Source organism: Pseudomonas sp. 28 E 9, assembly GCF_900004785.1.
Classification (GTDB): domain Bacteria; phylum Pseudomonadota; class Gammaproteobacteria; order Pseudomonadales; family Pseudomonadaceae; genus Aquipseudomonas; species Aquipseudomonas orientalis_A.
In genome coordinates this window covers 384,602-403,341 of record NZ_CVTK01000057.1, presented here as the reverse complement: position 1 = coordinate 403,341, position 18,740 = coordinate 384,602, and the positions used below count along the sequence as shown (strand labels likewise).

Below are 18,740 nucleotides of genomic sequence, written 5' to 3'. Positions count from 1 at the left end.
GTCAACCTTGACAGTAGACGCTCGTTCATCCGATGCCTATAACTGAACACGCTGACTGCGCCGTCGGCGTATTCAAATGTTCATTCAAAAGGATTTTCAAGATGAGTACTCCAACGCCAATTGAACTTGTTTCCGTCGAAGGAAGCTTCACCTGCAAACTAACCGTCGGATCATCTTCCATCCAGTTTAGAGCAACGACTATTGAGTCAAGGGACTCAGGCGACGAACAGGTAATCGAAACCTTCGACGACAACGCTCACTCAGTCGTTCTTTATCTTAAGCACGATCTTGCCGCTGGCGAGCACGATATCAAAGAAGACGACATTGGAGTGCGCGCCTCTTGCTCCGGCGAAATTGAGGGCGAACCGTTTTACCTCCAAGCCAGCAGTGGCAAGTTATATGTGAAAAGCATCAACCTGGTGAACAATGAAATCGATGCGACATTCCACTTCAAACGCGACGAAGAGCATTATGTAACGGACGGGGTTATCAAACTCAACGGCACTAAAAATACATGACCCCGTCACGTTACATAACTTGACCCGACAAGAGCCGGCAGACATTGAAAGGCTCTTGTGGGCTTTACTCGGCTATTCACTTACCTCGTATCATCACAAGTGCCTGTATTGACCCTGCGAGCCCCTGAATACAAGCCACACGACCAGCACCCGCTTGCCATGAATGCTAACGCTACCTCCCCCTCTCATCCCCTGCTAGATTGGTTGCTTTGAATCGCCAGGGAAGCACCATGGGACACTCACTGAAAATCTTGGGTCGCGCATCCTCCATCAACGTGCGCAAAGTACTCTGGACCTGCCAGGAACTGGGCATCGACTATGTCCGCGAGGACTGGGGCATCGGCTTCAAGCCCACCCAGTCCGCCGAATTTCTCGCACTCAACCCCAACGCCCAGGTGCCGGTACTGATCGATGACCACGGCGTGCTGTGGGAGTCCAATACCATCTGCCGCTACCTCGTCGGCTTGTATCAACGCGCTGACCTGCTGCCCTTCGAGCCCGCGCCACGGGCCCGCGTTGAACAATGGATCGACTGGCAAGCCATTGAACTCAACCGCGCCTGGGGCGACGCCTTCCCGGCTTTGGTGCGTAACAACCCGGACGGCCTGGACGCGGCCCAAATAGCCGCCGCCGTGCAGGTCTGGAACGACAAGATGGGCATTCTCGAACAACAGCTGGCCAGGACCGGCGCTTACGTAGCCGGCGACGAGTTCACCCTCGCCGATATCCTCATCGGCCTCTCGGTGCACCGCTGGCAGGTGACGCCCATGGCGCGTCCGCCCTACCCGGCCATCGCCGCCTACTACCAGCGGCTCAGCCAACATGCCGGTTTCAACACCTTCGCCCTCGACGGCCACAACTGAATACAGGGACAACCTCTTGAACGGACTCAACATACTCCTCACCGGCGCCTGCGGCAGAATCGGCAAGACATTTTTCCAGGCGTCGAAAGATCGCTACCGTTTCACCCTCACTGACCGCATCGCGCCGGATTTCGATTTGGCTGGACACCGCTTCATACACGCTGACCTCAGTGATAAATCCAGCCTCGCAGCCCTGCTCGAAGGCATCGATGTGATCGTGCACCTGTCGGGCATCCCCCATGCCAGCGCCTCGTTCGACGAACTGCTGCCCAACAACATCCTCGCCACTACCTACCTGTTCGAGGCCGCTGTGAACGCCGGCGTGCAGCGCTTGGTATTCGCCAGCAGCGCGCAAACCATCGAAGGCTACCCGGTGGATCGCCAGATCACGCCAGGCATGCCGGTGATGCCCGCCAACCTGTATGGCGTGAGCAAATGCTACGGCGAGGCGCTATGTGGCTACTATGCCGCCAAGACGCCGCTGTCGACCATCGCCGTGCGCATCGGCGCGTTTGAATTTCCCGAAACCCACGACCTGAACAACGCCCGCGACCTCAGCGCCTGGCTCAGCCCCCGCGATGCCGTGCAATTATTACAGCGTTCGGTTGAGGCCGAAGGCGTGAAACACTTGATCGCCCATGGCATCTCCAATAACCGTTTCAAACGCCTGGACCTGAGCGAGACAGTGCGTGTGCTTGACTACCAACCGCTGGACGATGCATTCGCACAGTTTGGGATACCGATAACTTATTGAACCAGCCGGCCCATTAGTCGGAAACGCGCTATACCTGTCAGATTTGACAGTAGATCTGGTTTTTCTCTTCGCTTATTCATATCGGGCGGCACTGACAACCCATTGCTCCCCTTTGAATACGGAAAAAACAAATGACTAACATACTGGGCCCAAACGATAAAATCTCGGGAACTGTTTCCGGATGGTCTGTCCCCTTTCAGACGAGCGTTGTCGCTCATTTAAATGGAGAGGCCGGCTTTAATTCGACCGTCGGAATCATGACTGACCACGCATTGCTCAAAATGAGCATTGACCAGGATATTCGCTCAGGCGAGACCTACGCGATTGGTGCAACGGACACCGATCACAAGGTAAGGCTGGAATTTGATGATACGCGCGCGGGTAATCAGGGTACTTATTTTGCAAGCCAGGGAGAATTCACCGTCTTGCAATTACAGAACGGTGTCCTGACTGCAAAATTTCACTTCGAGGCTGAAACGAGAAGTCGCCGCGTGCAGCAAATGAGCTTTTCATCTGGCGCTTTTACGGTAGAGAACTTCAAGCATGTGCGGGCAGCCTCTTCCTCGTAAGAAAGCGTGACTCAAGGTCCGCTGTTTTACTGCGCATAAGCCCAATCGACGGCCATTATTGGTCGTCGATGAACCCGCACGCAATAAATCGCCAAAACAGCGGCTTTCGCCCTACATTGCACAATTGCTCACTGCCAGTTGCAGGTTAAGATTCCAGCTCACTGCTTCTGGAACTTCTCCCATGCCCAACCTCAGCGCCGCTGCCATCGACGGCATCGACCCGACCCGCGCCGCCCACATCAGCGCGCGCATCGACCGCCTGCCCGCAGTCGCCAGCATCTGGCGCCTGGTGGCATTGCTGTCGATCGGCGGTTTCTTCGAGCTGTATGACCTGTTCCAAACGGCCTATATCAGCCCCGGACTGATCAGCGACGGGATCTTCCACACCGGCAACGCGGGCGTGTTTGGCTTCTCTGACCAGGCCGCGTTCGCCTCGGCGACTTTCCTCGGCCTGTTCCTCGGTGCCAGCCTGCTAAGCCCCTTCGCCGACCGTTTCGGACGCCGGGCGATTTTCACCTTTGCGTTGATCTGGTACACCGTCGCCACCGTGTTGATGGGCATCCAGACGTCAGCCGTGGGCATCATCTGCATGCGCTTTCTGGTGGGCATTGGCCTGGGCATCGAGCTGGTGACCATTGACGCCTACCTGTCGGAACTGGTGCCCAAGCGCATGCGCAGTTCGGCGTTTGCCTTTGCGTTTTTCATCCAGTTCCTGTCGGTACCGGCGGTGGCGCTGATGTCGTGGTGGCTGGTGCCCCAGGCACCGTTCGGCATCTCCGGTTGGCGCTGGGTGGTGCTCAGCAGTGCAGTGTTCGCGCTGTTTATCTGGCAACTGCGCAAGCGCCTGCCGGAGTCACCGCGCTGGCTGGCACAGAAAGGTCGTTTCGAGGAAGCCGGCGCGATCATGGACAACCTGGAGGCGCGCTGCCTGAAGGATCACGGCAAACCTCTGGACGCGCCGGAGCCGGAGGCTGTCAGCGTGCAGGGCAGCGGCCGTTTCGCCGATATCTGGCAGCCGCCCTACCGTCGCCGCGCCTTGATGCTGATCGTGTTCCACGTGTTCCAGGCGATTGGTTTCTTCGGCTTTGGCAACTGGCTGCCGGCCTTGCTGTCGGGCCAGGGCGTCAGCGTGACCCACAGTCTGCTCTATGCCTTTATCATCACCCTCGCCTACCCGCTGGGCCCGTTGCTGTTCGTCAAGGTCGCCAACCGTTTTGAAAACAAATGGCAGATCGTCGGCTCGGCCATGGGCGCGGTAATCTTCGGCAGCCTGTTCGCCCTGCAAACCACGGCGGTGGGGCTGATTTTCTGCGGGGTGATGATCACTTTCTGCAATGCCTGGCTGAGCTTCAGCTATCACTCGTATCAGAGCGAGTTGTTCCCCACCAATATCCGCGCGCGGGCGGTTGGGTTCTGTTATTCGTTCAGCCGCTTGTCCACGGTGTTCAGCAGCCTGCTGATCGGTTTTATCCTCGAGCACCTGGGCACGCCGGGCGTGCTGGCGTTTATCGCCAGCAGCATGTTGATCGTGATGATTACCATCAGCTGGTTCGGGCCGCGTACGCGTAACCTGGCGCTGGAGCATATCGCCCACTGACGGCAACAGTTGGCCGTCGGCGGGACAGTGTTTGCCGCGACGGCGGCCTCTCCCCCAGTAAAAACGCGCACCCTGCGCCCGGCATGCTAATTGCTCCAGCTGTCACACCGCATATTTGCACAGGTGACCGATCATGCTGGTTAACACCAACACCCAAGCCGTTTCGACGGTTCAACAGATCAAACGGCCCGACATGGACCCGGCCAATGCCGCCGCCAGCGCGTTGTACAGCGGCGCCCTGCAGGGTGCACAGCAAGGTACGGCGATGCCGGCCGCGCAGAAGGAGCTGGACAAGGCGGGCGACCGCATCGACGAGGCGTTCGCCAAGACTCGCGTGCAACTGCAGACCACAGCACCGACCTCGGGGGCGCGGGCTGAATTCACCGAGTACATGAGCAAATCCCCGGCCGAACGCATCCGCGAACAGTTGCTCAAGGAGCAGGGGATGACCGAGGAACAAGTGCAGGCCCTGCCGCAGGAAAGGCAAGACGCCATTGCCAGCCAAGTGGCGGAGCGCCTGAAGGAGCAGCAACAGCAGCAGGTAGCGGCGAAGACGGCTGCTCCACAAACCCAGGCACTGAAAGACACCCTGGCAGCCATCTAAGCCACACTTTGAACTCACCGTGGGCTTATGGACCTTTGAACACAACCTGCTGCACATCGATCTTTTTCGGGATCAGGCCATTGGCGAAAAACAGGTCGGCGGTGCCTTGCTGAGTGGTGATGTCGCCCCCCTGCAGCGGCCGGATCGGCGCCGGCGAGCGGTGCTCGAAGTAGCTTTTGACCACGGCCGGTTGCAGGCCCAGGGTCTTGGCCATCAGCGCGATGCTGTCCTCGGGCTGGTCCAGTGACAGACGCTGCGCCTTGCCGAGGGTCTGGATGATGGTGGCGATGGCCTGGGGGTTTTGCCGGGCAAACGCGCCGCTGGTCACGAAGAAGCTGCCGGCCGGATTGAGGCCTTCGCCGGTGCCCAACACACGGGCGGCACCGTCGACCACGGCGGCCGAGTAATACGGGTCCCACACGACCCAGGCGTCCACCTTGCCCTGCTCGAATGCGGCGCGGCCGTCGGACGGCGACAGGTACACCACGTTCACATCCTTCCACTGCAAGCCGGCGCGCAGCAGGCTCTTGAGGAACAGGTTGTGCGCGCTGGACCCCTTGAGCAGGGCCACACGCTTGCCCTTGAGTTCGGCCACGCTCTGAATCGTACTGGCTTTGGGCACGAGCACGGCTTCGGTCTTGCCGTCATTGGGCTCGACGGCGATGTACTGCAACTCGATACCGGCGGCCTGGGCGAAAATGGGCGGGATGTCGCCGATATTGCCGATGTCCAGGCTGCCGGCGTTCAGCGCCTCGATCAGCGGCGGGCCACCGAGGAACTCGGTCCACTGCACCTGTGTGCCGGGCAGCGCGGTTTCGAAGAGCTTGTGCTCACGGGCGAGCACCATGCTCACCGAGCTTTTCTGATAGCCAATGCGCAGGGTGGAAGGATCGGCGGCCAGCACGTTGGCAGCGAGCAGCGAAAGAACGGCGACAACAATTATTTTCAGCATAAGAGCGCTTCCTTGGCCTTGGCGGCGGGTGCAGGTTGGAAGCGATCCTAACAAGCCCTCTTATTCTTTAATAATATTTAAAAGTCATCTACATATAACTTTATGCACAATCAGCGCAGCCGTTGTCGGTGCTCCGTCGGCACCGGTTACAATGCGCGCCTTGCCCTTTTCATTTGGTTTGACCATGCACATCGAACGGCTGGCAGCGCCGCTATGGCCGTTGCTGAACAAGTTTTACCGCAATCACAACTCGTCGATGAAGGCGCTCAAGGGCGGGCAGTTGTGGGTGGCCAGAGACGCTGAGATTGCGGCCGGGTTGTGCCTGACACCTGTGGTCGGTGGGCAGTGGCTGACGGGAGTGTTCGTTGACCCGGCCTATCGCGGCCAGGGGCTGGCGGCGCGATTGATCCACCAGGCCGTGGCGAGTGTGGACGGCACGGTCTGGCTGTTGTGCCATCCGGACCTTGAAGGGTTGTACCGGCGTATGGGGTTTTCACAGTACACGGTGTTGCCGCAATCGCTCAGTGAGCGGTTGGTGCGTTACAAGCGCAACAAGCCGATGATCGCGATGGGACTTCAATCACCTGGATGGCTTGCCCCCGATAGCAGTGTGTAGGAGCGAGCTTGCTCGCGAAAACTTCACAGGCACCGCGTTCATTCAGGAAGCACGCGTTATCGTTGACGTCTTTCGCGAGCAAGCTCGCTCCTACAGAGGGCCTGCAGGTCACTCGTCGGCGGTTGGGTCCATTTCCGGGAACATCACTTCGATAAACCCGAATTTGCTGAAGTCGGTAATCCGCGACGGGTACAAGCGACCAATCAGGTGGTCGCATTCATGCTGCACCACCCGTGCATGGAAGCCGTCGGCGAAGCGTACGATCGGCTCGCCCTTGGGGTCGAAACCTTCGTAGCGGATCTGCTGGTAACGGTCCACGGCGCCGCGCAGGCCGGGGACGGACAGGCAACCCTCGTAGCCCTCTTCCAGTACCGGGCTGAGCGGGGTGATGAGTGGATTGATCAAGATGGTCTGCGGTACCGGCGGCGCGTCCGGGTAGCGCTCGCTGGCCTCGAAACCGAAGATCACCAGTTGCAGGTCGACGCCGATCTGCGGCGCGGCCAGGCCGACGCCGCCCACATGTTCCATGGTCTGGAACATGTCATCAATCAGTTGCCACAACTCGGGGCTGTCGAACATTTCCGGCGGTACCGGCGGAGCGATGCGCAGCAGGCGTTCATCGCCCATTTTGAGGATGTCACGGATCATTGTTCAGGCTCGGCGAGGGGCTTGGAGTGGTCCCGGCCGAGGCCTGAGACGTGCTGTTTTTCAGAGGTATGACCCGGTTCGTCGATTTCCTTCTCGCCGGGGTCCTTGCCCTCGGCGGACATGTGTTCGATGACGGCATTCATCTCCGCGCCGAGCAACAGCACGGCGGCGGAAATATAGAAGTACAGCAGCAGGACGATGATCGCACCGATACTGCCGTACATGGCGTTGTAGTCAGCGAAGGTCTTGACGTAGTAGCCAAAGCCAAGGGAGGCGACTATCCACACCACCACCGCGAGTACGGAACCGGGGGTGATAAAGCGAAACTCCTGCTCCACATCCGGCATCACGTAGTACATGAGGGCCACGGCAAACATCAGCAGGATCACGATCAGCGGCCAGCGCAGGATGGTCCACAGGGTGACGACGAACTCCTGCATGCCGATCTGCCCCGCCAGCCACTCCATCACTTGCGGGCCGAGCACCATCAGCGCGGCGGCGGCCAGCAGCATGCCGGCGATGCCGACAGTGTAGAAAATCGACAGCGGAAAACGCTTCCAGATCGGCCGCCCCTCCACCACGTCATACGCCGCGTTCATCGCACTCATCATCAGGCGCACACCGGCGGAAGCGGTCCACAGGGCGATCACGATACCCACCGACAGCAGCCCACCCTTGGATTGCTGCAGTTGGTCGATCACCGGGTTGACCTGCTCCAGGGCCTGGGGCGGCAATACCAGCTCCGACTGCAGGCGCAGCCAGGTGAAAAAGTCCGGCAGGTGCAGGAAACCGATCAAAGCAATCAGGAACAGCAGGAAGGGAAACAGCGAGAACAGCATCTGGTACGCCAGTGCCGAGGCATAGGTGGGCATCTCGTCGTCGACGAATTCGGTGACGGTGCGCACCAGCACCTTGTGCAGCTTGAGACCATCGAGGACCGGAAAAATCATTAGCGTCTCCTTTCGCCGCAAAGAGTTGAAGTCGTGGGCGACTCAGGGGCCGTTTTCTACATCAAAGTAGCCCATTTGGCGACTTTGAAACAATTTCTGAAGTTTAGTTGCGCCAGTACCTGCAAAAACGGCCATCCGTGGATGGCCGTCGGGCTGCTGGAGGGGAGCCAGCCAAGCCGTGTTACTCGGTGGCTTTTTTCACCGCATCCTTGGTCTTGCCCACTGCCTGCTGTGCTTCGCCTTTCTTTTCCTGGATCACGCCTTCAGTACGCAGCTTGTCGTTATCGGTAGCCTTGCCGACGCCTTGCTTGACGTTACCGACGGCTTCGTTGGCCATGCCTTTTACCTTATCGGAAGTGCTGCCCATGGTATTACTCCTGATAACAATCAAATGGTTTTTGGTCACTACGCTGCGGTTGACTCAACGCCACGCGCCAGAGTTTCAATTATTTTCAGCAGGCATTTCATCGAAAGGGGCAGGTTTGCCTTTATGTTTTGTGGCCAACCCATGAGAATGCCCGGCACATTCAGGCTCACACGCTGAATAACAGATCCCGTAGGAAGGTTATGAAACTCGATAAAGCACAGGCCATCGCCCGCAGAAACCAGGAACTGGGGGGTGCCGTACTCGGCGTCAACAACTGTCATTTCACCGACCTGGACCGCAAACGCAACATCTGGTGGTTCGACCTGCCCGTGGTGCGGATCGGCGTGGGCCAGTACGAGTGGATCCACCTGTTGATGCACAACGCCGACACCGACCAGTTGCTGCACCTGAAGGTGCCGACCCTGTTCCTGCGCGAAAACCTCGAAGGGTTGGTGGTGCGCAATGCCGGCAAACGCAAGCCGGAGATCACCCTGGAACTGAGCGCCGACAAGGACTCGTTCCTCAAGGACGTGCGCCCCGCCGGTGCGGGAATCAGCTTCGCCCAGTTCGCTCTGTAAGAATGCAATAAAAAATGTGGGAGGGGCGGTGCGACGATTCGACTTGCCCCCGATTGCGGTGTGACAGTCATTAAGATATCGACTGATACACCGCCATCGGGAGCAAGCCCCCTCCCACATTTGGTTTGCGTTACTTTTTAAGGCCGAGCTTCTTCAGTTCTTCATCACGCAATTCACGCCGCAGGATCTTGCCCACGTTGGTGGTCGGCAATGCATCACGGAACTCAACCGCCCTGGGCACCTTGTAGCCGGTGACATTGGCGCGCATGTGTTCCATCACCTGTTCCTTGGTCAGGGTGGCCCCCGGCTTGACCACAATGAACAGCTTGATGTGCTCCCCGGACTTCTCATCCGGTACGCCGATGGCCGCGCACTGCAACACACCCGGCAGGCCTGCCAGGACGTCTTCCAGTTCGTTGGGGTACACGTTGAAGCCCGAGACCAGGATCATGTCCTTCTTGCGGTCGACAATACGCATGTAGCCATCGGGCTGGATGATCGCGATGTCACCGGTCTTCAGCCAGCCTTCGCTGTCGAGCATCTCGGCGGTGGCGTCTTCACGCTGCCAGTAGCCCTTCATCACTTGCGGGCCCTTGACGCACAGCTCGCCGGTTTCGCCCAGCGCCAGCTCGGTGCCGTCGTCGGCAATAACCTTGCACACGGTGGACGGCACCGGAATGCCGATGGTGCCGATCTGGATATGCTGGATCGGGTTCACGGTGGCCACCGGGCTGGTTTCGGTCATGCCGTAGCCCTCGCAGATGGCACAACCGGTCACGGCCTTCCAGCGTTCGGCCGCCGCCAGTTGCAGCGCCATGCCACCGGACAGGGTGACCTTCAGCGCGGAGAAATCCAGCTTGCGGAAACCTTCGTTATTGCACAGCGCCACGAACAGGGTGTTAAGGCCGACAAAGCCGCTGAACTTCCACTTCGACAGTTCCTTGACCATCGCCGGCAGGTCGCGCGGGTTGCTGATCAGGATGTTGTGGTTGCCGATCAGCATCATCGCCATGCAGTGAAAGGTGAACGCATAGATGTGATACAGCGGCAGCGGCGTGATCAGGATTTCGCACCCTTCATTGAGGTTGGAGCCCATCAGCGCCTTGCATTGCAGCATGTTGGCGACCAGGTTGCGGTGAGTCAGCATCGCGCCCTTGGCCACCCCGGTGGTGCCGCCGGTGTATTGCAGAACAGCCACATCGCCGCTGGCCGGGTTGGCATCGCTGACCGCCTGGCCGTGCCCCTTGGCCAGCACGTCATTGAACCTGATCGCTTGCGGCAAGTGATACGCCGGGACCATTTTCTTCACGTACTTGATCACGCTGTTGATCAACAGGCGCTTGAACGGCGACAACAAGTCGGCCACTTCGGTCACGATCACGTGCTTGACGGCGGTCTTGGGCACGACTTTTTCAGCCAGGTGCGCCATGTTGGCCAGGCAGACCAGGGCCTTGGCCCCGGAGTCGTTGAATTGATGTTCCATTTCCCGCGCGGTGTACAGCGGGTTGGTGTTGACCACGATCAGCCCGGCACGGATGGCGCCGAATACGGCGACCGGGTACTGCAGGACGTTGGGCAGTTGCACGGCAATTCGATCGCCGGGCTTCAAGTCGGTATGCTGTTGCAGGTAGGCGGCAAATGCGCCGGACAATTCGTACAGTTCACCGTAGGTGATGGTCTTGCCCAGGTTGCTGAAAGCCGGTTTGTTGGCGAAGCGCTGGCAGGACTGCTTCAATACCGCCTGAATATTCGGATACTCGTCTGGATTGATTTGTGCAGCAATCCCGGCGGGGTACTTATCCTTCCAAAAGTCTTCGTTCATGGAAGCCCACTCCTCAGCGACGCGAATTCATCATCGCATTTGATGCGATTATTATTGGTGTGTGTTTTAAGGTGAATCTGGCGCTTTCAAGCAGGCCTAGACGTCACAAAGCGCGCCGAGAGTAGCAGCTTTGCCAAGGCCCGCCTAGAGCCAAAAGAGGGCCCTACAGTCATAAACATGACTCAAGAATATCCAGTGGTCATTTTTAGAGCAAAGATTCTATACGTGCGGAATCCGCTCTGGAATGAGCCATACCGGGCGACAAATAACACATGTGGGAGGGGGCTTTCCCCCGATGGCGGTGCGTCAGTCACTCAATGTGTTGACTGGACCACTGCTATCGGGAGCAAGCCCCCTCCCACATTAATTGCATTTCAATTCAAGGTTCAGGCGATGTCGCGCAGCTCCCGGCGCAGAATCTTGCCCACCGGCGTCATCGGCAGCGAATCCCTGAGCACAATATGCTTGGGCACCTTGTACCCGGTGAAATTGGTCTTGCAGTACGCCTTCAACTCCTCAACGCTCACCCCCTCGGCACGCGCCACGACAAACAGCTTCACCGCCTCCCCGGTACGCTCGTCCGGCACACCGATCACCGCACAGTTGGCCACGGCCGGATGCGCCATCACCACGTCCTCGATTTCGTTGGGGTACACGTTGAAGCCCGACACGATAATCAGGTCTTTCTTACGGTCCACAATACGGATAAAACCGTCGGCATCGATCACCGCGATATCGCCGGTCTTGAACCAGCCTTCGGCGTCCAGCGCTTCGGCGGTGGCCTGCGGTTGCTGCCAATAACCCTTCATCACCTGCGGGCCCTTGATGCACAGCTCACCGCGCTCGCCCAGCGGCAGCTCGGTGCCCTCGTCATCGATCACTTTCATGGCCGTGGCCGGCACCGGAATGCCGACGGTGCCCAGTCGCGACTTATGGCCATACGGGTTGGTGCTGGCCACCGGCGAGGTTTCGGTCAGGCCGTAGCCCTCGCCGATCGCACAACCGGTGATGTGCTGCCAGCGCTCGGCGGTGGCCTTGATCAACGCCGTGCCGCCGGAGTTGGTCAGCTTGAGATGGGAAAAGTCCAGGTGCTTGAAGTCCGGATGGTCCATCAGCGCCACAAACAACGTGTTGAGCCCCAGCAACCCGGTGAAACGCCACTTCTTCAGCTCCTTGATGAACCCGCCAATGTCCCGCGGGTTGGTAATCAGCACGTTGTGGTTGCCGGATACCATCATGCACATGCAGTTCGCGGTGAATGCATAGATGTGGTACAGCGGCAGCGGCGCAATCATCACCTCCTGCCCTTCCTTGACCAGCGGGTGACCATCGTCGCCGGTCTGGGACATGCACGCCCGCACCTGCTGCATGTTCGCCACCAGGTTGCCGTGGGTGAGCATCGCGCCCTTGGCCAGGCCCGTGGTGCCACCGGTGTATTGCAGCACAGCGATGTCGTCGAGGGTCACCGGATGGCGGGTCACGCCCAGGCCACCGCCCATGCGCAGGGCACGCTTGAACGACAGCGCACGCGGCAGGTGGTACGCCGGGACCATCTTCTTCACCTTATCGACCACTGTATTGACCAGCCAGCCCTTGGCGGCGGGCATGAAGTCGCCCATCCGGGCTTCGATCAGGTAGTCGATCTCGGTGTCGGCACACACCTCCTGAACCCGCGAACCGAACAGATTGAGGTAGACCAGCGCGCGCACGCCGGCGTCCTTGAACTGGTGGCGCATTTCACGCGGGGTGTACAAGGGGTTGGTATTGACCACGATCAGCCCGGCGCGCAGTGCGCCAAACACGGCAATCGGGTAATGCAACACATTGGGCATCTGCACCGCGATGCGCTCGCCGGGCTTGAGGTCGGTGTGCTGTTGCAGGTAACCGGCGAACGCCGCGCTGTAGCGCTCAAGCTCGGCGTAGGTCAGGGTAATGCCCATGTTGCTGAACGCCGGACGGTCGGCAAAGGTCTTGCAGGAGCGCTCGAAAACTTCGATCACCGATGTGTAGCTGGTCAGATCAATGTCATTGGGAACGCCCGCGGCGCGTTTGTCATTCCAGAAATCAGGTTGCATTATTCTTGTCCTCTTTACCTGAACAGGTCCGGCCGCTTTTCTATGCAGCTACAAAGAGCGGAGCTTTGAGGACGTTAGCAGTAATGGCCAAACAGGCAAATACGCTGAACTGTGTCATTGATTGTATGAATCTTGTCGCTAAGGCGCAGGCAGATACCCCGCCCTCGGACAGATGAGCTATACACTGCAACGACCCTGAGCAAAGGAACCGCCATGAACCACAGCACTTTCTGGCTGACCGCGAACGACCACAGCCGGCTGTTCGTCAATCAATGGACGCCTGACGCGCTCCCCAAGGCCGTGGTGATGCTGTCCCACGGCATGGCCGAGCACAGCGGCCGCTATGCACGCCTGGCCCGGGCATTGTGCGGCGCCGGCTACGGTTTATATGCGCTGGACCAACGCGGGCATGGCCGCACCGCCGACGAGGGCACCCTGGGGCTGTATGCCGAGAACGATGGCTGGAACAAGGTGGTGGGCGACCTGGCCAGCCTCAACCACCACATCGGCCAGCAGCATCCGGGGCTGCCGATCATCTTGCTGGGCCATAGCATGGGCAGCTATATCGCCCAGGCGTACCTGCTGCATCACAGCGCCAGCTTGCACGGCGCCATTCTGAGCGGTTCGAATTTCCAGCCGGTGGCGCTGTATCGCGCAGCGCGGCTGATTGCACGTATCGAGCGCGCGCGCCAGGGCCGGCGCGGGCGCAGTGGGTTGATTGATTTTCTGTCATTCGGTTCATTCAACAAGGCGTTCAAACCCAATCGCACCGCCTTCGACTGGCTCAGCCGCGACCCGCTTGAAGTCGACAAGTACATCAATGACCCGCTATGCGGTTTTCGCTGCACCAATCAACTGTGGGTCGACCTGCTCGGCGGCTTGCAGCACATCAGCAAAGCGTCCAATCTCGCGCAGATCGATCCGGGCCTGCCGATTCTGCTGATCGGCGGTGAATGTGATCCGGTGAGTGAAGGCAAGCGTCTCAAGAGCCTGGCCCGCGCCCTGCGTGAGGCCGGCTGCCAGCACCTGCAATTGACACTCTACCCGCAGGCGCGTCATGAGGTGTTCAACGAAACCAACCGCGACGACGTCACCGCGGATGTCCTGACGTGGCTCGAGCACACCCAGGCATTGCGCAGGCCCACCCGCTGCGAATGACTTTGCGTTTAAAATCAGCCGATTAAATTTCCGATTAGCCACAGGATGCACGTTTAGATGACCCAGGTAACCAATACCCCCTACGAGGCCCTTGAAGTCGGCCAGACCGCCAGCTTCAGCAAGACCGTCGAAGAACGCGATATCCAGCTGTTCGCCGCCATGTCCGGCGATCACAACCCGGTCCACCTGGATGCCGAATATGCCAAGGCAACCATGTTCAAGGAGCGTATCGCCCACGGCATGTTCAGCGGCGCGCTGATCAGTGCGGCGGTTGCCTGCGAATTGCCTGGGCCGGGCACGATTTATATCGGCCAGCAGATGAGCTTTCAAAAGCCGGTCAAAATCGGCGACACCCTGACGGTGCGCCTGGAAATTCTGGAAAAACTGCCCAAGTTCCGGGTACGCATTGCCACTCGCGTGTTCAACCAGCGTGATGAACTGGTGGTGGATGGCGAAGCGGAGATCCTTGCGCCGCGTAAACAGCAGGTTGTAACGCTGACCGAACTGCCGCCGATCAGCATCGGCTGACCCATCGCATCGGGTAAGGGGCGGCCGTCCATTGGCCGTCCTGAGCGATACCCCACACTTCACTTGCGGCACCTGCTTTACATCCGTCTCATTCATACAGTGCAACTAAGCCAGTACACCTGCACCTTCGCAACAACCCTCAGTGAACAGGGCGTTGTCCCACGTCCAGCGCCCACAATAGGGGCTGGCCTGGTCCTGTACGTTGGATAAAAATCGACAGGCTTTCAATATGTATTGCCAGTTGCCTATTCAGTCGTCCTCTCAACTTTACGACTGACAACGTATCCAGAACACGCCAGGAAATTATAAAAATGAAGAACCCACTCGATAATGTGATTTATGAAAACAACACGTTCAAGGAATCGGGAACCTGGTTCAGCGGCACACACCTGCCGGATAGATCGTCGGCCAGTATCAGTGCGGTGGTCTTTAAAGGCGACCTGTATGTATTTATTCAACATTACGGCAGCATCGATAATGGCAAAGTTGATTACCTGATCTTCCAGCGTACACCCTCGGGCCAACTGAAAAACACTGTCAAACGCACCATCCCCCATATATATGTCACCGGTACGCCTGCAGTAGCGGTGTACGACAATAAAATTTATTGCGCGTTCAGGCCCGGTGGAGACTCGCAAAAGTTAACGTACACGACCTTTGACGGAAGCGCCTGGTCAAGCGTCATCACTACCAGCAAAGGTATCTTGACCTCCCCCTCCCTGGCGGTTTACCAGGATAAATTATATTGCTTTCATCAAGGCTGGGAGGAAGACCGTGGCACCCTGTGGTATTCGACGTTCAATGGCGCCGACTGGGACCAGGATAAGCATGTTCGCGGCCTTGAGATAACTGAATCCCCCACCCTTGCCGTGTACAAGGGTGAACTCTACTGCGCCTACCACAAGGCAAGCACCCAAAGCGCCTGGTGTATTAAATTTGACGGTATGCAGTGGTCTCATGAAATGAGTCTGTCTGCCAACGTTTCGGAAAGTCCATCCCTCTATGTTTACAACGACAGCCTCTTCAGCGCACGTACCGTCAAATCCGAACACGCCAGCCTCTGCGTAAACTATCTGGACAATGGGACCTGGTGCCCTGACAAGACCATCGTGAAGGACGGCATCTCGAACAGTCCGTGCCTGGTCGAGTATGAAGGGCTGCTTTATTGCTTCTATCGAAATAATGACCACTCCCTGTCCTATGCCTTCCAGCATTATCAAGTCCTTAACCGAACCGTGCCGCTACTCGATGTCTGGGGAGAAGGACGCATTCATGCAGGTAACTTGATATCCGGTTTCGACGCGGCCGTTAATCTGAATTTATACCGACAACCCGTCTCCAATGGCGTCAATCGCCACAGTGCAATCCCGAACATCATGCCGGTCGCTACTTACGAAGACCCCGATTTTCCCATAGCCTGCGAGCACGTTAAAATCATTACCTTGATGGGGGCGCCTATTACCGAACGCGTCGCGGATGAAATAGGCCGAGTACTCGACATTGAGGGCATGGTGTTTTTATTTGCACCGGATGATAAGGAGCGGGAGATGTTTCAAATCAGGAACAAGTTTCGGCTCAAACCCATCAGCACTGCCACCCTTCCCCCGCCAATCGACCAGATATCCAAAGATTTCCACCCCGTGTACGCCTATAAAAAGCACAGGAGCTGAGCCGCAAGCGCTGAGGTCACGCCTACCAAAACCTGGCAACGTGGTCTGTCTTGAGCCTTGAAGGCTAGCGACGCTGCATGCAGGCGAAAAAAATCCGAGGCCCAAAGGGGACCTCGGATTTTTCATGGCGCATTACACATCAGTCAACGCGCTTGCAACCCTACAGCACTCGAATCAGGACTGAGCACGTGCCTGGTTACGCAGGGCTTTGACCTGATCGTGGTTACGTTGTACGCCGTGGTACTGACGTTCAACCAGGTCACGAATGCCCAGCAGGTTGTGCTTGTTGATCTTCTCGATCGCTTCACGGTAAGCCTTCAGTGCGTGATCTTCACCGCGCTCGGCTTCGTTCAGCACGGACTCTTCGTCCTTGCCGGTCACCATGGACTTCACGTCAACCCAACCGCGATGCAGGGCACCGGCCACGCTGCCGGAATCTTCCGGATCGCCACCCAGGGCACGTACGGCGGTTTTCAGCTCGGCGGCAGCAGTGCCGCAATCAGCGGAGCGCTTGGCGAACAGCGCTTTGAGTTCAGGGTGCTTGATGTCTTCTGCGCACTCTTTGAAACCTTTCTGACCATCGATGCTGGTCTCGATCAGGTCGTTGAGTACAGAGATCGATTCTTTGTTGATGTCAGTCATTTTTCAATTCCTTGTGTGGATTGATGAAGGTTGCCTTAATGATTGCAGCGCCCGTGCCAGGTTTTGAAAAATTATTTTTGTTAATAAATTCAATAAGTTACGAATAATTGAACCATCTGTATGTATGTTATTTGCATGATCTGTCATTTGGCCTTCATGCAGAATGCCTGTATTTTCGAAGACCCCGCCTTCACTGCTCGAAACCATGAACCCTGAAAAGCTCGAATTGCTGATCACCCGCCAAATGCCGTTTGGCAAATACAAAGGCCGGATCATCGCCGACCTGCCCGGCCCTTACCTGAACTGGTTCGCTCGCGAGGGATTTCCCCACGGAGAACTGGGCGGCTTGCTGGCACTGATGCAGGAAATCGACCACAACGGCCTGGCCGAATTGCTCGAACCGTTGCGCGTTAAACACGGTAAGCCCTCCCCTCGCCATTAATTAACTGAGCGCCACACCATGCCAAGGAATGCAAACAACGAACCTCACTGGCAGGTCATCGCCCAGCGCTATGCGCTGGAGCCGGGCCCGATCAATCTGGAAAACGGTTACTTCGGGCGCATGAGCCGTGCAGTCCAGGCGCAGTACCTGGAGCACGTGGCGTTTATCAACCGCAGCAACTCGGTGTATGTGCGTCAGCGCTTCGAGCAAGGGGAAAATAACCAGATTCGCCGCCAACTGGCCGCGTTGATCAATGCCGACCCCGACTCGGTGGCCTTCACCCGTAACGCCACCGAAGCCTTGCAGTCGCTGATCCGCAACTACAACCGCCTGCAACCGGGCGACCAGGTGCTGATCAGTGATCTGGAGTACGACACGGTCAAAGGCGCGATGCGCTGGCTGGCCGGCGTGCGCGGTGTCGAAGTGATCGAAATTTCCCACACCCACCCGGCCAGTTTCGACAGCCTGGTGCAGACCTATCGCGACACCTTCGATCAATACCCGCGCCTGAAGCTGATGGCGCTGACCCATGTCACCCACCGTACCGGCCTGGTGATGCCGGTGGCGGCGATTGCCAGGGCTGCACGTGACCAGGGGGTCGACGTGGTCCTCGACGGCGCCCACGCCCTGGGCCAGATCGATTTCGACCTTGGCGAACTGGGCATTCAGTTCGCCGGCTTCAACCTGCACAAATGGATCGGCGCGCCGCTGACCCTGGGCTTTCTCTACATTGCCCCCGAACGCCTGCCGGATATCGACCCGGACATGGGCGAATTCCACTACCCCGCCACGGATGTGCGGGCACGTACGTCCTACAGCACACCGAACTTTCCGGCGTTGATGAGCTTGCCACTGGTGCTTGAAGAACATCGGGAACTGGGCGGCGCGGCGGCCAAAGGTGCACGGGTCAACTATCTGCGGGACATGTGGGTGAGCCAGGTGCGCGAGTTGCCGGGCATTGAGGTGCTGACGCCGGATGATCCGAGGCTGTATTGCGCGATTACCGCATTCAAGTTCATTGGACGCGATCAGCAGATGATGGTTGACCGCATGCTCAAGGAGCATGACGTGTTCACCACGACCCGCTCAGGCGCGGCGTTTGGCACCTGTATTCGAGTGACACCGGGGTTGGTGACTACCACTGCGGACATCGATGTGTTGGTCCACGCAATTACCCAACTAAACGCAGATTAAAATGTGGGAGGGGGCTTGCCCCCGATGGCCATAGGTATCCACACAACTCTGTAGCGCCAACCGTAACCACGATGCGAAGCGAGTCGCTCTTGATCTTGATCTGGCTTTTGATCTTAGGCGCCCCGTTAAACCACGCTGGCCGAACGCAGGCTTGAATCCGTGGGTAACCCGGCAGGACGCCGGGTTAGCCGCA

General features: G+C 58.2%; 20 protein-coding genes. 13 read left to right on the top strand and 7 right to left on the bottom strand.

What is annotated here, in order from left to right; all coding sequences use genetic code 11:
• Positions 1-101: 101 nt before the first annotated feature.
• The 6 genes from BFQ00_RS26600 to BFQ00_RS26575 all read left to right on the top strand — a co-directional run bounded on the left by BFQ00_RS26600 (position 102) and on the right by BFQ00_RS26575 (position 4,905).
• Positions 102-518, top strand: a complete 417-nt coding sequence (locus tag BFQ00_RS26600) for a hypothetical protein (protein WP_065935209.1) — start codon at positions 102-104, stop codon at positions 516-518.
• Positions 519-748: 230 nt separating this feature from the next.
• Positions 749-1,381 (top strand): glutathione S-transferase family protein, encoded by a 633-nt coding sequence (locus tag BFQ00_RS26595; protein ID WP_065935208.1) that lies wholly within the window; start codon positions 749-751, stop codon positions 1,379-1,381.
• Positions 1,382-1,397: 16 nt separating this feature from the next.
• A complete protein-coding gene (locus BFQ00_RS26590) occupies positions 1,398-2,135 on the top strand; it encodes an NAD-dependent epimerase/dehydratase family protein (protein ID WP_065935207.1) in 738 nt (245 codons plus the stop codon).
• A gap of 131 nt (positions 2,136-2,266) precedes the next feature.
• Positions 2,267-2,704 (top strand): hypothetical protein, encoded by a 438-nt coding sequence (locus BFQ00_RS26585; RefSeq protein ID WP_065935206.1) that lies wholly within the window; start codon positions 2,267-2,269, stop codon positions 2,702-2,704.
• Between the two features lie 181 nt (positions 2,705-2,885).
• Complete coding sequence (locus BFQ00_RS26580) at positions 2,886-4,301, top strand: MFS transporter (protein ID WP_065935205.1); 1,416 nt, start codon at positions 2,886-2,888, stop codon at positions 4,299-4,301.
• A gap of 133 nt (positions 4,302-4,434) precedes the next feature.
• On the top strand, positions 4,435-4,905 hold the full coding sequence (locus BFQ00_RS26575) for a hypothetical protein (RefSeq protein ID WP_065935204.1): 471 nt from the start codon (positions 4,435-4,437) through the stop codon (positions 4,903-4,905).
• Between the two features lie 25 nt (positions 4,906-4,930).
• Here the strand turns inward: BFQ00_RS26575 and BFQ00_RS26570 are convergent, their stop codons facing one another.
• The gene (locus BFQ00_RS26570; RefSeq protein WP_065935203.1) at positions 4,931-5,857 is read right to left on the bottom strand and encodes an aliphatic sulfonate ABC transporter substrate-binding protein; all 927 of its coding nucleotides are present in this window, start codon (positions 5,855-5,857) and stop codon (positions 4,931-4,933) included.
• Between the two features lie 184 nt (positions 5,858-6,041).
• Between BFQ00_RS26570 and BFQ00_RS26565 the strand changes: the two genes are divergently transcribed.
• Positions 6,042-6,473, top strand: a complete 432-nt coding sequence (locus BFQ00_RS26565; protein ID WP_130184279.1) for a GNAT family N-acetyltransferase — start codon at positions 6,042-6,044, stop codon at positions 6,471-6,473.
• A gap of 108 nt (positions 6,474-6,581) precedes the next feature.
• Here BFQ00_RS26565 and def read toward each other — a convergent pair whose 3' ends face one another.
• The 3 genes from def to BFQ00_RS26550 form a co-directional block, all read right to left on the bottom strand.
• Positions 6,582-7,121, bottom strand: a complete 540-nt coding sequence (gene def, locus BFQ00_RS26560; RefSeq protein ID WP_065935201.1) for a peptide deformylase — start codon at positions 7,119-7,121, stop codon at positions 6,582-6,584.
• Complete coding sequence (locus BFQ00_RS26555; protein WP_065895030.1) at positions 7,118-8,071, bottom strand: YihY/virulence factor BrkB family protein; 954 nt, start codon at positions 8,069-8,071, stop codon at positions 7,118-7,120. The genes def and BFQ00_RS26555 overlap by 4 nt, the downstream gene beginning before the upstream one ends.
• A gap of 181 nt (positions 8,072-8,252) precedes the next feature.
• The gene (locus BFQ00_RS26550; RefSeq protein WP_065935200.1) at positions 8,253-8,438 is read right to left on the bottom strand and encodes a CsbD family protein; all 186 of its coding nucleotides are present in this window, start codon (positions 8,436-8,438) and stop codon (positions 8,253-8,255) included.
• Between the two features lie 200 nt (positions 8,439-8,638).
• On the opposite strand from BFQ00_RS26550, the gene BFQ00_RS26545 reads away from it, so the two are divergent.
• Positions 8,639-9,016: a hypothetical protein gene (locus BFQ00_RS26545; RefSeq protein WP_065935199.1), complete on the top strand. Its 378-nt coding sequence runs from the start codon at positions 8,639-8,641 to the stop codon at positions 9,014-9,016.
• Positions 9,017-9,146: 130 nt separating this feature from the next.
• On the opposite strand, the gene fadD1 is transcribed toward BFQ00_RS26545, so the two are convergent.
• Both fadD1 and fadD2 read right to left on the bottom strand, forming a co-directional pair.
• Complete coding sequence (fadD1, locus tag BFQ00_RS26540; protein ID WP_065935198.1) at positions 9,147-10,838, bottom strand: long-chain-fatty-acid--CoA ligase FadD1; 1,692 nt, start codon at positions 10,836-10,838, stop codon at positions 9,147-9,149.
• A 386-nt stretch (positions 10,839-11,224) separates the two neighbouring features.
• A complete protein-coding gene (fadD2, locus tag BFQ00_RS26535) occupies positions 11,225-12,913 on the bottom strand; it encodes a long-chain-fatty-acid--CoA ligase FadD2 (protein WP_065935197.1) in 1,689 nt (562 codons plus the stop codon).
• Between the two features lie 213 nt (positions 12,914-13,126).
• Here fadD2 and BFQ00_RS26530 point away from each other — a divergent pair, with 213 nt between their 5' ends.
• From BFQ00_RS26530 to BFQ00_RS26520, 3 genes are all read left to right on the top strand, one after another.
• On the top strand, positions 13,127-14,071 hold the full coding sequence (locus BFQ00_RS26530) for an alpha/beta hydrolase (protein ID WP_065935196.1): 945 nt from the start codon (positions 13,127-13,129) through the stop codon (positions 14,069-14,071).
• A 57-nt stretch (positions 14,072-14,128) separates the two neighbouring features.
• The gene (locus tag BFQ00_RS26525) at positions 14,129-14,599 is read left to right on the top strand and encodes a MaoC family dehydratase (RefSeq protein WP_034115694.1); all 471 of its coding nucleotides are present in this window, start codon (positions 14,129-14,131) and stop codon (positions 14,597-14,599) included.
• A 311-nt stretch (positions 14,600-14,910) separates the two neighbouring features.
• A complete protein-coding gene (locus BFQ00_RS26520) occupies positions 14,911-16,269 on the top strand; it encodes a hypothetical protein (protein ID WP_065935195.1) in 1,359 nt (452 codons plus the stop codon).
• Positions 16,270-16,443: 174 nt separating this feature from the next.
• Here the strand turns inward: BFQ00_RS26520 and BFQ00_RS26515 are convergent, their stop codons facing one another.
• The gene (locus BFQ00_RS26515; RefSeq protein WP_065887693.1) at positions 16,444-16,911 is read right to left on the bottom strand and encodes a ferritin-like domain-containing protein; all 468 of its coding nucleotides are present in this window, start codon (positions 16,909-16,911) and stop codon (positions 16,444-16,446) included.
• A 205-nt stretch (positions 16,912-17,116) separates the two neighbouring features.
• On the opposite strand from BFQ00_RS26515, the gene BFQ00_RS26510 reads away from it, so the two are divergent.
• Together BFQ00_RS26510 and BFQ00_RS26505 are read left to right on the top strand one after the other, a co-directional pair.
• Positions 17,117-17,353 (top strand): DUF3820 family protein, encoded by a 237-nt coding sequence (locus tag BFQ00_RS26510; protein WP_065935250.1) that lies wholly within the window; start codon positions 17,117-17,119, stop codon positions 17,351-17,353.
• A gap of 18 nt (positions 17,354-17,371) precedes the next feature.
• On the top strand, positions 17,372-18,547 hold the full coding sequence (locus BFQ00_RS26505; RefSeq protein WP_065935194.1) for an aminotransferase class V-fold PLP-dependent enzyme: 1,176 nt from the start codon (positions 17,372-17,374) through the stop codon (positions 18,545-18,547).
• Positions 18,548-18,740 lie beyond the last annotated feature (193 nt).

Excerpts from the sequence above, each read along its gene's own strand:
- BFQ00_RS26600 (WP_065935209.1), top strand. The coding sequence starts at position 102 with ATGAGTACTCCAACGCCAATTGAACTTGTTTCCGTCGAAGGAAGCTTC.
- BFQ00_RS26595 (WP_065935208.1), top strand. The coding sequence starts at position 749 with ATGGGACACTCACTGAAAATCTTGGGTCGCGCATCCTCCATCAACGTG.
- BFQ00_RS26585 (WP_065935206.1), top strand. The coding sequence starts at position 2,267 with ATGACTAACATACTGGGCCCAAACGATAAAATCTCGGGAACTGTTTCC.
- BFQ00_RS26580 (WP_065935205.1), top strand. The coding sequence starts at position 2,886 with ATGCCCAACCTCAGCGCCGCTGCCATCGACGGCATCGACCCGACCCGC.
- BFQ00_RS26575 (WP_065935204.1), top strand. The coding sequence starts at position 4,435 with ATGCTGGTTAACACCAACACCCAAGCCGTTTCGACGGTTCAACAGATC.
- BFQ00_RS26570 (WP_065935203.1), bottom strand. The coding sequence starts at position 5,857 with ATGCTGAAAATAATTGTTGTCGCCGTTCTTTCGCTGCTCGCTGCCAAC.
- BFQ00_RS26565 (WP_130184279.1), top strand. The coding sequence starts at position 6,042 with ATGCACATCGAACGGCTGGCAGCGCCGCTATGGCCGTTGCTGAACAAG.
- def (WP_065935201.1), bottom strand. The coding sequence starts at position 7,121 with ATGATCCGTGACATCCTCAAAATGGGCGATGAACGCCTGCTGCGCATC.
- BFQ00_RS26555 (WP_065895030.1), bottom strand. The coding sequence starts at position 8,071 with ATGATTTTTCCGGTCCTCGATGGTCTCAAGCTGCACAAGGTGCTGGTG.
- BFQ00_RS26550 (WP_065935200.1), bottom strand. The coding sequence starts at position 8,438 with ATGGGCAGCACTTCCGATAAGGTAAAAGGCATGGCCAACGAAGCCGTC.
- BFQ00_RS26545 (WP_065935199.1), top strand. The coding sequence starts at position 8,639 with ATGAAACTCGATAAAGCACAGGCCATCGCCCGCAGAAACCAGGAACTG.
- fadD1 (WP_065935198.1), bottom strand. The coding sequence starts at position 10,838 with ATGAACGAAGACTTTTGGAAGGATAAGTACCCCGCCGGGATTGCTGCA.
- fadD2 (WP_065935197.1), bottom strand. The coding sequence starts at position 12,913 with ATGCAACCTGATTTCTGGAATGACAAACGCGCCGCGGGCGTTCCCAAT.
- BFQ00_RS26530 (WP_065935196.1), top strand. The coding sequence starts at position 13,127 with ATGAACCACAGCACTTTCTGGCTGACCGCGAACGACCACAGCCGGCTG.
- BFQ00_RS26525 (WP_034115694.1), top strand. The coding sequence starts at position 14,129 with ATGACCCAGGTAACCAATACCCCCTACGAGGCCCTTGAAGTCGGCCAG.
- BFQ00_RS26520 (WP_065935195.1), top strand. The coding sequence starts at position 14,911 with ATGAAGAACCCACTCGATAATGTGATTTATGAAAACAACACGTTCAAG.
- BFQ00_RS26515 (WP_065887693.1), bottom strand. The coding sequence starts at position 16,911 with ATGACTGACATCAACAAAGAATCGATCTCTGTACTCAACGACCTGATC.
- BFQ00_RS26510 (WP_065935250.1), top strand. The coding sequence starts at position 17,117 with ATGAACCCTGAAAAGCTCGAATTGCTGATCACCCGCCAAATGCCGTTT.
- BFQ00_RS26505 (WP_065935194.1), top strand. The coding sequence starts at position 17,372 with ATGCCAAGGAATGCAAACAACGAACCTCACTGGCAGGTCATCGCCCAG.